The following is a 15680-nucleotide window of genomic DNA, read 5'->3' as shown; positions in this document are numbered from 1 at the left end:
CATTTGTTCATACTCCGTTCATATTTGATATATAAACTATAAATATAATGCGAATAAAACCTATTGATATAAATAAACAAAAAGGAGGAAACATTTTGAATAAATATAGTAAACTATTACTTCGATTTTCAGCCCTATTTGCATTGGTAGGGGCATTTTTAGGATCACATATGGCTGGAGCGGGCAGTCTTGCTTTTAAATCCGTACATGCACATATACTTGTTGTTGGCTGGTTAACATTATTTGCATGGGCAGTTTTCTATAAACTATTCACCCCCGCTAATACAATTATTGCAACGCTACATGTATGGTCAGCCATTATTGGAGCAATTGGTTTAACCGTTGGAATGTGGTTTTATTATGTAAAACCATTTGGAATGGAAGGTGCTATGCCAACCGTTTTCTTTATCGTTGGTGGAACGATTTTATTATTAAGCTTTGTATTTTTTGCAATTCTAACATTTATGAAAACGCAAGAAGAAAATAATTAAGTGATCAAAGATATTGCTACTCTAAAAAGACCAGTCCCACTATCGACTGGTCTATTCCTACATCTTTTTACTATTGCCTTTTCAACTTCTGAAAATAGTCAATCAATCCTAATGCACAAACCTTCATATCCAAATTAAGAATCACATAAACATCATGTTTATCAGACACATGTAATGTTTTTAAGTAGCTCCTGACTCTTTGAAGCATTCGCTCGGAAAGTTCATCATACCCCTTCCCTTCTTCTATTGTCTGTTCACCTAACTCTACATATTCATCTATCCACTTAGAAGCTTGATTTAATGCAAGGTTTACTTTATCTGTCATCCCAAAATGTCCATAGTAAATTTTATCAACATTCATATTCCTTATTCGTTCTATTGATGTATGCATTGCATCTGGATCAAAATGATTAGGGGAAGTACTCGGTAAAAATAAGTCAATTCCCTCACGTGCTAATTGCTTATAATAAACACCGACCGTATCACCTACAAAAATACCATTGCTTACTGAATCAAAAATACTAAAGTGATGTCTTGAGTGACCGGGTGTATCCATAAATTCTAGTGTACAATTTGTCCCAATTTGGAGCGTATCTCCTTCCCCTTTAATAAGTAAACGATCCTCCGGTATCGGAAGAATCGGCTCAAACAATTCTTCAAAACTGTCGCCATAAACTGCTCTTGCTCCTGCTGCTAATTTCTTTGGATCAACAAGATGTCTTGCGCCCCTTGGATGAACAACGACAGTAGCGTTTGGACAATCCTTCAATAGCACCCCAGCACCTCCAGAATGATCCAAATGAATATGAGTAACAATGATATACTTCACATCATTTAATGAAAACCCCAAGGATGTTAACCCTTTCTTTACATATTTTATCGATGGACTGGGTCCGGTTTCCACCAGAGTCAGTGCTTCTTCATCAATAACATATGTACCCGTACGTGCAGGAATACCCATATCAAATCCGTCGATCAAATGAATTCGATTACCTAAGTAAATTGGCTCTTTCTCTCGCATAACAAATCCTCCCATCAAATGACATACTAATTTTATTAATACAACAGATTATCCTACCAAAACAGATACAAGCCATGGCGCTGCATATAATACCATAAATTGGACACCATAATTAACACCCCAGCGATGTAGAATTCCAGCAACTAAACTGATCAATAAAACACCACCAATGTTAATCCATCCTGCATCCATAAAGGAAAGCATTAAAACGAGCCCAAAAAACAGGCCAAGCATTGCTTCGTGTGGTATATATTTAAACACAAATGCACAAATTTGTTGTGAATACTTTATTGTAATATAGAATGTAAAACCAATCGCAATTATCGAGCCGATAACTGTTGCTATGATAAAATCACTCATCGACAATAAGTGATGCAGGTTATTTTCCAGTGTAAATACTGGCGGGGCATTAAACAATGCACTTCCCGGACCAATTGCTGTTGGAGACAAGGGAACACCTAGTGCAATTAAAGGGACTAATGTACCTGAAATATATGCGGCGTTCGTTAACCCATCCATACTTGAAATAGCTCTGGCTGCTCTTTTTATTGGATCTTTCACCCTGCTTGATAATGTTTCTCCCAAAAATATCGTCATCCCTACTGGACTCATGAAAAAGGTAAGTACGCCCATAACAGAGGCAAAGGAAGTGGTCCCGATTTCTTTTTTATCTAAAATTTTAAATGGGTTAGGAAATCCTTTTTCTACTTTATGCTTATTAACCCTTATTTCTTTTTTATTATGACGCGGTAGCTTTTTTCGAATATCCTTATTTAGTAATTCAAATAGTTTTAAAATAACAGGGCCAATCGTAATTCCCAGAAAGAAGGATGTAAACACTGTTGTATCTTCTGGTACCGCCCCTATCCCCCAGTATAAATGACGTAATCCCTGAATAAGTAAAGCGAAAGGAACAATAGATACTAACGCGAGGATGCGGTTTTTTGTCATAAGTGCTAAAAATACTGCTCCACCAAAAAATATTTGATTGGAATAATCTGTTATTACATCGGCTAAGGGGGCGATTAGGCTTGCTAAAACCAAACTCATTGGCACCGCAATAATCGTACCTATTACAGATCCTGATGCCATTTTTCGAATGCTTAAGTCAGGCACTCCATGTTTTTTCAGCACCATCGCATGCTCCACCATCGGAGCTGACATAACGCCACCAGGTATTCCCGCTATCGCCACAGGAATGGAATCGGTTAGTTTTTTAGCAACAATAGCTGAAATAAAAAACGTTAAAATAACAATTGGTTCAAATCCCGCTAGAACTAACACAAGCGTTACTGGTGCAAGTACTGCAGTTTCATCTGTTCCAGGCGCTATTCCAATAACTGTATATAATACTGCACCAGCGATAGCAGCAGCAATCATTTCCATAATTAAAATTGCATCCATAACTACTTCTCCTCATCCATCATTTGAAATGTACGTTTTGGTTTTATAATCACACTGCTGATAATGAAACCAATTATTGCTCCAATTAATCCAAAAATTAATGGTTTCGGCGGAGTATCCGGAGCAATTAAATAACCCCCTAGTGTTGTAATACTACTGATTATTAAACTTATTAATAAATCTTTAATATTTACTACGTCTTCCCAAATTTCAACGTTTTCTTTCACTTCATTTTTTTCACTCGATGGTCCCGAATCGTTCACCATAAAGGTTTACCTCCTTTTATTCCTCAAGCTGTTTAAACCAGTTCCCGGATCTGAAAACAAATATCAAAATAATTATTGTGAATAACACAGTTAGTAATTCAATAATTAGCACATTTGAAAGAAGTCCTGCTTGGTAAAAGGCTGCAGGAAGGTTGAAGACTGCATGAGCTAAAACAGCATAAACTAAATACTGAATCTTTTTGCTTTTTACTCCATACAAAACTAGGATAGATAAAGCAATATGCAAAGCTATTGCACATAATCTTTCTACCGGGCCTAACATCATCATATATGGTGATGCAGCTATTAATTGTTCTTTTATAGGCATGAGAACTTCTTTTATGCTATCATTTGTTAACAGTTGGTCAAATGTACCGGCATTAATTTGAAAGGCAAAAATAATCATACTTAAATTAGATAATCCTAATATAAATATGGACTCGACTCCGCCATGCCCAATTCCAAAAGCTAGGCCATCTTTCCATTTCCGGTATCTCTTCAAAGCGAATCGCATCATTATATACCTTCCGACTTCTTCAAAAATACCCGCCATGAAAACAGTGTATGGAATAAATACCCATGCATTTTCAATAAAAGAGGCCATTGTAGCGCTATTCAAAATATATCCATTAATGATACCTTCTAAAATTTGAACAAAGAGAATAAATGTTAGAGCACCAAATAAAACTACTTTCATGGATATGTCATACTTCTTTTTAAAAAGAAAGAAAAGAAAAATTGGAATGAGAACTGATAAACACATCGTTATAATCAACACTGTTATTGTTATTTGACTAACCACCCGATCACCTTCTCTTCATTATATATAAGCTAAAATCAATATACCATTTTTTAATCTAAGGTTACATCATACATCCATATTATTTTAAAAACCTTTGATTTCCAAAAATTATCGGTTGGTTTTTACTTTTTCCTCATGTAGGCTAAATAAACAAGTTAAAAACACGCAAAATTTCTATGAATTTTTGAAATCTCTTCACATATTCTTAAAGGGAATAACTTTCATAGATAGATATATATTTATTATTTTTATTCTTGCATATTAATTATTTCTGGAGTATAATGTAACATTAGGAAAATTATTTTTTATAGGGAAGATCAAATTTGAGGTGGATACAATGAAAAAAATTCTTTCTTCGAAAATGGGGTTCTTTAGTGTTGCAGTTGTCCTATTATGGTTGAAATCGTATCTAATATATTTAACAGCTTTTAACTTAGACATCGAAAATGAAGTACAACAATTTTTATTATTTTTCAATCCACTTAGCTCGGCACTCATTTTCCTTGGCATTGCATTATTCGCTAAAGGAAAACGTGCAGGAATATGGATCATTATCATTGATACGCTGATGAGCTTTCTTTTATATGCTAACGTTGTGTTCTACCGTGCTAATAATGACTTTATAACAATACCAATGTTAACTCAGACTAGTAATTTCGGAAGCTTGGGTGGAAGTATTGCTAGTTTAGTAGAATGGTATGATCTTTTATATATTGTTGATATCGTTATTTTAATCGCTGCTTTTGTTTGGACTAGAAAGAGCTGGTCATCCGAACGTATGAAAATCAAAAAACCTTTACTGGTTCTTGCAGCTGGTGTTATTACTTTTGCTGTGAACCTTGGACTAGCAGAAGCTGACCGTCCGCAATTATTGAAGCGTACGTTTGACCGTAATTACATTGTCAAATATCTGGGAACTTACAACTTTACAATATATGATGGCATTCAAAGCTTAAAGTCATCCACGCAACGTGTTTTGGCAGACAGCAGTGATATTACAGAGGTTGAAAATTATACAAAAAATAAATATGCTGAACCAAATCCCGACTTATTTGGGGTTGCTGAAGGTAAAAATATCATTAAAATTCATTTAGAATCGTTTCAATCTTTTCTTATTGATTATAAATTACACGGTGAAGAAGTAACACCATTCTTAAATTCTTTGGTTCATGACCAGGGAAAAAACTTCACTTATTTTGATAACTTTTTCCATCAAACAGAACAAGGAAAAACTGCTGATGCTGAACTTATTATGGATACTTCCTTGTATGGATTACCACAAGGAGCTGCTTTTGTAACAAAAGGTAATAATACCTACCAAGCATTACCAGCTATCTTAAAACAACAGCAAGGGTATCAAAGTCAAGTATTTCATGGAGATAACAAGACATTTTGGAACCGTGATGAAGTATATAAAGAATTCGGTATAGATGAATTTTACGATTCAAGTTATTATGATATGAGTGATGAGCAAGTTATTAACTATGGCTTAAAAGATAAACCTTTCTTTGAGGAATCCATGCCAATGCTCAAATCGCTTGAGGAGCCATTTTATTCACATTTGATGACTCTTACACACCATCACCCATATTTAATTGATGAAGAAGATGCAACAATTGACCCTGCAGAAACTGGTGACGGTTCTGTTGACCGTTATTTTCAAACAGCTCGTTATTTAGACGAATCATTAGAACAATTCTTTGATGACCTAAAAGAAGCAGGACTATATGAAGATTCTATTATTATGATATATGGTGACCATTATGGCATTTCAGAAAATCATAATCGTGCAATGGAAGAGTTACTGGGTGAAGAAATTACGAAATTTAAAAATGCACAATTACAACGCGTTCCGTTTATGATTAAAGTTCCCGGAGTAGAAGGAAAAGGCACTGTTCACGAATATTCCGGACAAATGGATGTTATGCCAACATTACTTCATTTACTTGGAATTGATGCCCAAGACTACATTCAATTTGGAACAGATTTATTCTCCAAGGATCATAAAGAATTTGTACCTTTCCGTAATGGTGACTTTATTACACCAGAATACAGTTTTATAAAAGGTAATTACTATGACAATGATACGGGTGAGGTAATCGAAGAACCAACTGATAAAATGAAAGAACAAGAAAAAGGGGTTCAACGCGAATTGAGCCTTTCAGATAAAGTTCTCTTAGGTGACCTGTTACGATTCTATACACCTACAGAAGATTGGGAACCCGTTGATCCTACGCAATATCATTATGGCAACGATGAACCTGTGGAAAAAGAAGATAAAAACAATGATGAGAATATAGAAGAAAATGAAGATGATAAAGAAACGAAAGATACAGATGAAAATTCTTCGACTAAAAAGAATTAATTAGAAAGAAGTAATCATGGACACACATTGTTTCCGTTGATTACTTCTTTTCTATTTGAGTGCGTGAATATGAAATGATCATCGTTTTGTTTTCCCTATAACTATATAACAAAAGGAGCAATCAGTATATAACAATACTTCATTGCTCCTTTTTTGTATGATTTATCTATCTTCTCATGCCGGACAGTGCTGTTTTTCCGCAAGTCGTTGAATCATCGGCATCGTACCGATATCCATATTTCCACCACTTACAATAATACCACAATGCCTTGACTTAATTTGTTCATTATAAGCGAATAAAGCTGCTAATGCTGCAGCTCCAGCACCTTCCATCAGTGCCTTATTACGTTCTAGCATATATACAATGGCCGATGCTATTTCCTCATCTGTTACTGTTACAATATTATCGACGTATTCCCGTATGATTGGCAGTGTATATTTACCTGGCTGCTTTACTGCAATTCCCTCAGCAATTGTGTTTACCGTTTTTAATTTCTTTAGGCGATCTGAATGATAACTTTCATACATTGCTGATGCCTCACGTGCTTGGACGCCAATGACTTTGATATTGCGATTTACATGTTTAGCGGCAACTGCAATCCCGCTAATTAATCCGCCTCCACCGATTGGAACAATAATCGTATCAATGCGATCTTCTTGTTTTAGCATTTCCATAGCCATTGTTCCTTGTCCTGCCATTACATCATAATCGTCAAATGGATGAATATAAACTGCACCACTTTGCAATTGATGTTTTAAAGAAGCTTCATATGCCTCTTGAAATGAATCTCCTGTTAGAACAACATTTGCTCCATACGCTCTTGTTGCATTCACTTTCGCAAGAGGGGTGCGCTCAGCCATAAATATCGTTGCTTTTGCTCCTAGTTTTGCGGCTGCATGTGCGACACCTTGTGCATGATTTCCAGCTGAAGCTGTTATAACGCCACGCTTTAGCTGTTCACCCGATAGCTGCATAAGCTTAAAGCTTGCACCCCTAAATTTAAATGCGCCTGTTTTTTGTTGGTTTTCCATTTTAAAATAAATGTTCTTTCCAACGATTTTATTTGTTGTTTCTGATGTCATTAGTGGTGTTCGGTGAACGATAGGTGCTAATTTCCCCATCGCAGTATAAACTTTTTCACCAGTTAAGAAATCCCCAATGATTTCACACTCCCATTTTCTTAAACGTTATTTTTTTCGTAGGCATCAATCTTTTCCTGATGCTGTAGTGTTAATGCTATTTCATCCCAACCATTAATAAGTTTTTCTTTATGATAGGAAGGAATATCAAAATATACTTTCTGTTGATCTTCATCAATAATATATTGATTCACTAGATCAACAGTTAAAGTTAGCTTCTTTCTTTCCGCCTGGTCCATCCATTGATCTAACTGGGCCATCTTTAATTGTATCGGAATAATACCATTTTTTAAAGCGTTGTTATAAAATATATCTGCAAAACTTGGAGCTATTATAACTCTAAAGCCATAATCCAACAGAGCCCAAGGGGCATGCTCGCGAGAGGATCCACATCCGAAATTTTCCCCTGCCAGTAAGATCGATGCATTGTTATATATTGAATGATTCAGGGAAAAATCAAACTTTTTATTCCCTTGATCATCGAAGCGCCAATGATAAAATAAAAACTGGCCAAACCCTTTACGTTCGATACGCTTTAGAAACTGTTTTGGTATGATTTGGTCCGTATCTATATTTGCCCGATTAATCGGATAAACAAGACCTTGATGTTTTTGAATTGGTTCCATTTATCCTGACCTCCTAGTTTGGCACGCTTGAAAACTCGCGTACATCAACAAATCTTCCTTCTATTGCTGCAGCAGCTGCCATCTCTGGACTAACCAAATGTGTACGTGCTCCATTTCCTTGCCTTCCTTCAAAATTTCGATTTGAAGTAGAAGCACACCTACCTCTGGCGGGACAACATCATCGTTCATAGCTAGGCACATACTGCATCCAGCATCACGCCATTCAAATCCGGCTTCTTTAAAGATTGTGTCAATCCCTTCTTTTTCTGCTTGCATTTTCACACTAAAGGATCCAGGTACAACGATTGCTCTAACATTTTTATTTACTTCTTTTCCTTTTACAATAAAGGCAGCTTTTTGCAAATCGCTAAGCCTAGAATTTGTACATGAACCAATAAATACATGATCAATTTCTATTGATGTAATAGGCTGTTTTTCATTTAACCCCATATAGGCAAGCGCCCTTTCCACATCTTCCTTCTGATCGACCTTACTTAAATCTGGAGTCATCCCACTTACTGGTACACACATTCCCGGATTCGTTCCCCATGTTACTTGTGGTTCAACCTCTTCCGCCTGAATTGTTACGGTTTTATCATAGACAGCACCTTCATCCGTAGCCAGTGCTCTCCATTCTTCGGCTAATGTTTCAAACTCCTCGCCAATTGGTACATATCGCTTACCAATTAAGTAATCAACCGTCGTCTCATCCGGACTTATTAAACCTGCTCTGGCGCCAGCTTCAATGGACATATTACAAATTGTCATGCGCTCTTCCATCGATAAATTTCGAATCGCTTTGCCAGTATATTCGATAACATAACCTGTGCCAAAGCGTACTCCAAATTTAGCAATGATAGCAAGTATCAAATCCTTCGCTGTTACTCCTGATCCAAGTTCACCATCTACCTGAACATTTAATGTTTTCGGGCGTTCTTGCCACAATGTTTGTGATGCAAGTACATGTTCTACTTCACTTGTGCCGATACCAAATGCTAATGCACCAAATGCGCCATGTGTGGATGTATGGCTATCTCCACAAACGATTGTCTTGCCAGGCTGTGTTAGGCCAAGTTGAGGGCCTATCACATGGACAATGCCTTGATCAGGATGATACATATCTGCCAATGTGATTCCATATTCTTCGCAATTCTTTTGCAGTGTTTCCATTTGTTTTTGAGATATTGGATCTTTTATTACTTCACGATTTTTAGTCGGAACATTATGGTCCATTGTTGCGTATGTTAAATCGGGACGTCTAACCTTGCGATTATTCATGCGTAACCCCTCAAACGCTTGAGGAGAGGTCACTTCATGAACAAGGTGAAGGTCAATATATAGTAAATCTGGCTTTCCTTCTTCATGATGCACGATATGTTTATCCCAAATCTTCTGAATAATTGTTTTTGGTTTGTTCAATTGGTGACACCTCCCTTTATTATGCATACGTACTAAGAATGCTGTTCGATACACTTTTATTTGTTAGATTTTCTATAACCACTTCTGTCATTTCCTTGGTACCGATTTGTTTCCCATTTGGAATATCTAAATCCGGTGTGTAATAACCTTGATCAAGTGCTGCATTAACTGCCAGTTCAATGGCATCCGCCTCTTCTATCATTTGGAAGGAATGCCTTAACATCATAGCAGCGGATAAAATCATAGCTAGCGGATTAGCGATTCCCTTTCCGGCAATATCTGGTGCGGATCCATGTACGGGCTCATATAGACCTACTCCATCAGAACGTAAGCTTGCAGATGGAAGCATTCCTAGTGACCCTGTTAAAACAGACGCCTCATCACTTAAAATATCACCAAACAGGTTCTCCGTTACAATAACATCAAAACTATTAGGATTTGTAACTAGCTTCATAGCTGCCGCATCGACCAGTAAGTGGTCTACAGTAACCTCTGGGAATTCTTTGCTCTTTTCGTTCACAATTTCACGCCACATCCGACTTGATTCTAATACATTAGCTTTATCGACAGATGTTAGATATTTATTTCTTAATTGCGCGCTTTGAAATCCGCGCTCTACAATTCGTTCAATCTCGCTTCGGTGATAATACAGTGTATCAATTGCCGCCAGACCATTCTCACGCCGCTCTCTTGGTTTTCCGAAATACAGTCCACCTGTTAATTCTCGAACAATTAGGATATCACTTCCGTTAATTACTGATTCTTTTAATGGAGAAGCATGCATTAAAGGGGTAAATCCTTTAATAGGACGTAAATTTGCATACAATTCGAGAGCCTTTCGAATCCCCAGCAACCCTTTTTCTGGTCTAAGATGTGGTGGAAGGGAGTCATATTTTTTGTCTCCTACCGCACCTAATAAAATAGCATCTGCACTTTGACATGCTTTCACTGTATCTTCCGGCAATGGTGTTCCGCATTGTTCATATGCATCTCCGCCAATTGCATGCTGATGAAAAGTAAAGCGATGGCCATATTCACTGGCTATCGTATTCAAAATAGCTTTTGCAGCTTCCATAATTTCTTTGCCAATCCCATCTCCTGGAAGTAGAATAATTTGTTTATTCATTTCACTCACCACCTTCATTTTTATTTAACTTGTTGTTTCAGTTTTGTTTGTTCCTGAATAACATACCGGTTTACTGCGTTTAAAAATGCATTAGCTGAGGCCTCTACAACGTCTTGAGCAGTTCCCCTTCCGTTAACAGGCTCGCTATTTACAATAAGTTGAACGTGAGATTCTGCAAGTGCATCCTTACCACGTCCCACAGAGTTAAGTTGGTAATCCACAAGCTGGATTTCCTCTTTAATGAGAGTATCTAACGTTTCATATAATGCCTCAACACTTCCCTGCCCAGTACAAGCCGTTTCTACACGTTCATTATCGGGGGTCGTTAATACTACCGTTGCTGTTGGAATATTAGTTGTGCCATACTGCACTTGGAACATTTCCAATTCATATTTATTCATTGCCGACGTGTCCGTTTGAACATCCATTAAAATCGTAAATAAATCATCATCGGTTACTTCTTTCTTTCTATCTGTTAAACGCTTGAAAGCTTCAAACGCTTCTTGCAGTTTTTCACTAGATAGTTCATAACCAAGTTCAACGACTTTATCTCTGAATGCATGACGGCCAGAGTGTTTCCCTAAAAATAATGTATTCGAATTTACGCCAACCATTTCTGGTGTAATTATTTCATAGGTTTCTGCATTTTTTAATACACCATCCTGGTGAATTCCTGATTCATGTGCAAATGCATTGCGACCTGTTATTGCTTTGTTTGCTTGAACATACATTCCAGTCAATTTAGATACTAGGTCACTTGTGCGTTTTATTTCATTTAATTTTAAAGCAATTGTATAAGGATACTGATCAGAACGAATGTTTAATGCTACAGCTACTTCCTCTAAAGCAACATTACCAGCACGTTCACCGATACCGTTAATCGTCCCTTCAACCTGCGTTGCACCGTTCTCAACTGCTGCAATCGAATTGGCAACTGCCATTCCCAGATCATTATGGCAATGACAAGAAAGACTAACTTTGTCGATATTTGGCACATTTTCTTTCATAAAGCGAAACATGTTCCCATATTCTGTTGGTGTTGTATACCCAACTGTATCAGGCAGGTTGATCACTGTAGCCCCAGCATCAATCACTTTTTCAATTATTTGAGCTAAAAATTTCCAATCTGAACGTGATGCATCTTCTGCAGACCATTGAACTTGCGGGAATTTTTGCTTGGCATAAGAAACCATGTTAACCGCAGTTTCAATTACTTGCTCTGGAGATTTTTTCAATTTATATGTCATATGAATAGGTGATGTCGCAAGAAATAAGTGCAATCTTGGTTCAGCTGCACTTTTTAGTGCTTCCCAAGCGGTGTCTATATCTGATTTAACTGTTCTGGCTAAACCTGTAACAGAAGTTTCTTTAATCGTTTCTGCTATGGTTTTCACTGCGTTAAAATCACCTTGGGAGGAAGCAGGAAACCCTGCCTCCATGCGATCTATTCCCAAGCGCTCAAGCTGTTTAGCAATTTCCATCTTTTCCAATTGATTGAGATTCACCCCTGGAGATTGCTCTCCATCTCTCAGCGTTGTATCAAAAATTTTAATGTGAGACATATGTTTTCACACCTTTTTGTTTTTATTTGTTATTTACAGGCTGTTTGACAAAAGGCATTAACTCACGTAACTCTTTTCCAACCGTTTCAATTGGATGTTGATTTTCTTGAGCATTGATTGCATTATATTTAGGACGATTTGCTTGGTTTTCAAGAATCCATCCTTTAGCAAATTCACCAGATTGGACCTCTGCAAGAACTTCTTTCATACGTGCTTTTGTTTCTTCATTGACTACTCGTGGCCCAGATACAAAGTCACCCCATTGCGCTGTATCAGAGATAGAGTAGCGCATGTTTTCCAATCCGCCTTCATAAATCAAGTCAACAATTAACTTTACTTCATGTAAACATTCAAAATAAGCTACTTCCGGCTGATATCCAGCTTCTGTTAATGTTTCAAATCCTGCCTTAATTAAACTTGAAAGACCGCCACATAATACAGCTTGCTCGCCAAATAAGTCTGTTTCTGTTTCTTCTTGGAAACTCGTTTCAAGTACACCTGCTCTTGCAGCTCCAATACCTTGTGCATAAGCAAGCGCAATTTGTTTTGCATTACCAGTAACGTCTTGCTGTACACCATACAAAGCAGGTACCCCTGCGCCCTCTTCATATGTTCTGCGCACAAGATGACCTGGTCCTTTCGGCGCTACAAGAAATACATCTACATCAGCTGGTGGTACAATTTGGCTAAAGTGAATATTAAAACCGTGAGCAAAGGCAATTGCATTGCCTGGTTGTAAATTCGGCTTGATGCTTTCGTTGTACACAGCCGTTTGTAATTCATCCGGTAAAAGAACCATAACTACATCGGCTTCCCTAACTGCATCAGCTACAGATATAACTGTAAAACCATCTTCTTCTGCTTTTTGTTGAGACTTTCCTGGTCTTAAACCGACCACGACATCATATCCACTTTCGCGTAAATTAAGTGCATGAGCATGCCCCTGAGAACCATAACCTACAATCGCGATCTTCTTTTCTCTTAAAACCTCTGTTTGAATATCTTTTTCATAAAGTACTTTTTGCATTTTATTCTTCCTCCCAATTTTATGTTTTTTATTATATTTATAGCTATTTTTTCTACTCATTACATAGAAAAATAAAACCCGTTTATTATACTTACACTGAAAATGAACTTATTTCCGTTACATGTGGTTGTTGTCCACGCAGAAATGCAGTTGTTCCAGTTCTTGCCAATTCCTTAATACCATAAGTTCCTAACAAGTTAATCAAAGCATCAACTTTATCTGGCTTTCCAGTTACCTGGATAGTTAGACTGTCTTTACTAACATCTATTACGGACGCCCGAAATGGTGCGATTACACCTTGGATTTCAGCGCTTAAATGTGCGTTGCTGGCCACTTTAATTAAGGCTAATTCTCTTGCCACCATCGCTTTATCTGTAATATCAGATACCTTTAGTACATCAATTTGCTTATTCAGCTGTTTTGTTAACTGCTCTAACTTTTGATCATCACTTACTTCCACAACAAATGTCATTTTTGAAATACCCTTCACTTCTGAACCACCAACCGAAATGCTTTCAATATTGAATTGCCGCTTATATAGCATCCCTGTAATACGGTTCAAAACCCCTGCCCTGTCTTGAACAGTAGCCGTTATGATACGTTTCATTTTTTCACCCCTATCATTTCGTGAATTCCTTTTCCAGGAGCAATCATCGGGTAAACACATGTCTCTTGAGCAACTCTGCAATCAATAACAACAGGACCGTTATAAGCAAAAGCATCTTTTAAAGTACTGACTACATCATCCTCACGATCAATCTTAATTCCGCGAACCCCATAACTTTCTGCAAGCTTTATAAAGTCTGGGTTAGTTGAAAATACGGACTCGGAATAACGTTTATCATAAAAACTCTCCTGCCATTGCCTTACCATTCCAAGTGCATTGTTATTAACAATGACTACCTTAACAGGCAAATTCCTTTCGTAAATAATAGAGAGCTCATGTGCAGTCATCTGGAACCCGCCATCGCCTACGACAGAAACTACCAAATCATCCGGTGCACCAAGTTGTGCTCCGATTGCCGCCGGAAACCCAAAGCCCATTGTCCCAAGGCCACCAGAAGTAACCCAGCGATTTGGTTTATCAAAATTGTAAAATTGAGCTGCCCACATTTGATGCTGCCCAACATCTGTGGTGACAATCGCTTCACCATTAGATATCTGATATACCTGTTCTAATAGCCATTGTGGAGATAGGAGATCACTTGGACTTTCGTACCATAAAGGATATTCTTTTTTATTTTGTTGAAGTTTTTCCTTCCAGGCCTGGTGTTCAGGCATATCAATCTCACTGTTTAATAATTCCTTTAAAGCTTCTTTGGCATCTGCAACAACTGGAATATCTGTAGAAATATTTTTTCCAATTTCTGCAGGGTCAATATCGATATGAGCTACCCGTGCATTTGGTGCAAAGTGCTCTAAATTTCCTGTTAAACGGTCGTCAAATCTTGCACCAATATTAATTAATAAGTCGCTCTCATAAATCCCCATATTGGCCGCATAAGTACCATGCATTCCAGCCATTCCCAAAAAGAGTGGATTCGTCCCAGGGAAACTCCCTAATCCAAGCAATGTGTTTGTAATAGGAAGTTCATACTTCTCAACAAATTCCTTCAACTCTGCTGAAGCTTCCGAAAACAATACACCTGCTCCTGCAAGAATTAATGGTTTTTTTGCCCTTCCTAATGCTTCAGCTAGTTTTACAATCTGCAGTGGATTAGGTTTTGTTGTAGGTTGATATCCTGGTAAATGGAACTCTGTTTCAAATTTTTCTGCAGAGAGTTCTTGCGATATATTTTTTGGTATATCAACGACAACCGGCCCAGGCCGTCCCGTGGTTGCAATATGGAAGGCTTCTTTTACAATCCTCGGCAAATCAGATAACTTTTTTACTTGGTAGTTATATTTTGTAATAGGGGTAGTAATTCCCATGATGTCAGATTCCTGGAAGGCATCTGTTCCGATCACCTGATTTGCTACTTGACCAGTGAATACAACCAAGGGTAAAGAGTCCATCATTGCATCCGTAATACCAGTAATTAAGTTTGTCGCTCCAGGACCAGACGTTGCTAATACTACTCCTGCTTTACCAGTAACACGTGCATAACCTTCTGCTGCATGAACTGACCCTTGCTCATGTCTGGAAAGTATATGCTTAAATGGAGCGTCGCTTCGGTACATCGCATCATAAATTGGTAATACTGCACCACCCGGATATCCGAATAACGTGTCTACACCGGCTTCAACTAGTGTTTCAATTAATAAATCAGCACCTGTTATTGTTTTATTTGCACTTTCTGCCGCGTGATTCTCTACTTTCACTTTTATTTACCTCCCTAAGTAATAAAGTCATGGTTAATATATTTTCAAATTTTCTAATATCTACTGTTACCTAAACCTATTCGCCATTCCATCCATCATACATCTATAG

At 37.5% G+C, this 15680-nt stretch carries 13 protein-coding genes and 1 pseudogene; 2 read left to right on the top strand and 12 right to left on the bottom strand.

Annotation, left to right across the window (positions count from 1 at the left end; genetic code table 11):
* Nucleotides 1–95: 95 nt before the first annotated feature.
* A complete protein-coding gene (locus GZ63_RS0109890; protein WP_029269100.1) occupies nt 96–491 on the top strand; it encodes a hypothetical protein in 396 nt (131 codons plus the stop codon).
* A gap of 70 nt (nt 492–561) precedes the next feature.
* On the opposite strand, the gene GZ63_RS0109885 is transcribed toward GZ63_RS0109890, so the two are convergent.
* Genes GZ63_RS0109885 through GZ63_RS0109870 form a run of 4 tightly spaced genes read right to left on the bottom strand, consistent with a single transcriptional unit; the run spans nt 562 to nt 3984 of the window.
* Nucleotides 562–1512 (bottom strand): MBL fold metallo-hydrolase, encoded by a 951-nt coding sequence (locus GZ63_RS0109885; RefSeq protein WP_029269098.1) that lies wholly within the window; start codon nt 1510–1512, stop codon nt 562–564.
* 48 nt (nt 1513–1560) lie between these two features.
* The gene (locus GZ63_RS0109880) at nt 1561–2916 is read right to left on the bottom strand and encodes a tripartite tricarboxylate transporter permease (RefSeq protein WP_029269096.1); all 1356 of its coding nucleotides are present in this window, start codon (nt 2914–2916) and stop codon (nt 1561–1563) included.
* A 2-nt stretch (nt 2917–2918) separates the two neighbouring features.
* Nucleotides 2919–3182 carry a hypothetical protein gene (locus GZ63_RS0109875; protein WP_029269094.1) on the bottom strand — a complete coding sequence of 88 codons (264 nt, stop codon included), beginning with the start codon at nt 3180–3182 and terminating at the stop codon, nt 2919–2921.
* Nucleotides 3183–3198: 16 nt separating this feature from the next.
* A complete protein-coding gene (locus GZ63_RS0109870) occupies nt 3199–3984 on the bottom strand; it encodes a YhfC family intramembrane metalloprotease (protein WP_029269092.1) in 786 nt (261 codons plus the stop codon).
* A 337-nt stretch (nt 3985–4321) separates the two neighbouring features.
* On the opposite strand from GZ63_RS0109870, the gene GZ63_RS0109865 reads away from it, so the two are divergent.
* A complete protein-coding gene (locus GZ63_RS0109865; protein WP_029269089.1) occupies nt 4322–6349 on the top strand; it encodes an LTA synthase family protein in 2028 nt (675 codons plus the stop codon).
* Nucleotides 6350–6523: 174 nt separating this feature from the next.
* On the opposite strand, the gene ilvA is transcribed toward GZ63_RS0109865, so the two are convergent.
* The 8 genes and pseudogenes from ilvA to ilvB all read right to left on the bottom strand — a co-directional run bounded on the left by ilvA (nt 6524) and on the right by ilvB (nt 15571).
* The gene (gene ilvA / locus GZ63_RS0109860; protein ID WP_029269087.1) at nt 6524–7471 is read right to left on the bottom strand and encodes a threonine ammonia-lyase; all 948 of its coding nucleotides are present in this window, start codon (nt 7469–7471) and stop codon (nt 6524–6526) included.
* A gap of 59 nt (nt 7472–7530) precedes the next feature.
* Nucleotides 7531–8115 carry a 3-isopropylmalate dehydratase small subunit gene (gene leuD, locus GZ63_RS0109855; RefSeq protein WP_029269085.1) on the bottom strand — a complete coding sequence of 195 codons (585 nt, stop codon included), beginning with the start codon at nt 8113–8115 and terminating at the stop codon, nt 7531–7533.
* A gap of 13 nt (nt 8116–8128) precedes the next feature.
* A pseudogene (gene leuC, locus GZ63_RS16635) lies at nt 8129–9534 on the bottom strand (3-isopropylmalate dehydratase large subunit).
* 19 nt (nt 9535–9553) lie between these two features.
* Complete coding sequence (leuB, locus tag GZ63_RS0109845) at nt 9554–10660, bottom strand: 3-isopropylmalate dehydrogenase (RefSeq protein WP_029269083.1); 1107 nt, start codon at nt 10658–10660, stop codon at nt 9554–9556.
* Nucleotides 10661–10680: 20 nt separating this feature from the next.
* The gene (locus tag GZ63_RS0109840) at nt 10681–12222 is read right to left on the bottom strand and encodes a 2-isopropylmalate synthase (RefSeq protein WP_029269081.1); all 1542 of its coding nucleotides are present in this window, start codon (nt 12220–12222) and stop codon (nt 10681–10683) included.
* A 22-nt stretch (nt 12223–12244) separates the two neighbouring features.
* Nucleotides 12245–13249, bottom strand: a complete 1005-nt coding sequence (gene ilvC / locus GZ63_RS0109835) for a ketol-acid reductoisomerase (protein WP_029269080.1) — start codon at nt 13247–13249, stop codon at nt 12245–12247.
* A 91-nt stretch (nt 13250–13340) separates the two neighbouring features.
* Nucleotides 13341–13856: an acetolactate synthase small subunit gene (gene ilvN, locus GZ63_RS0109830; RefSeq protein WP_029269078.1), complete on the bottom strand. Its 516-nt coding sequence runs from the start codon at nt 13854–13856 to the stop codon at nt 13341–13343.
* The gene (gene ilvB / locus GZ63_RS0109825; protein WP_029269075.1) at nt 13853–15571 is read right to left on the bottom strand and encodes a biosynthetic-type acetolactate synthase large subunit; all 1719 of its coding nucleotides are present in this window, start codon (nt 15569–15571) and stop codon (nt 13853–13855) included. Before ilvB ends, ilvN begins: the two co-directional genes overlap by 4 nt.
* Nucleotides 15572–15680: the final 109 nt, after the last annotated feature.

This window comes from Virgibacillus alimentarius, assembly GCF_000709085.1.
In the GTDB taxonomy this organism is placed as follows: Bacteria; Bacillota; Bacilli; order Bacillales; family Amphibacillaceae; genus Virgibacillus_B; species Virgibacillus_B alimentarius.
The sequence above is the reverse complement of the archived record's forward strand: the minus strand, read 5'-3'. Positions and strand labels throughout refer to the sequence as shown.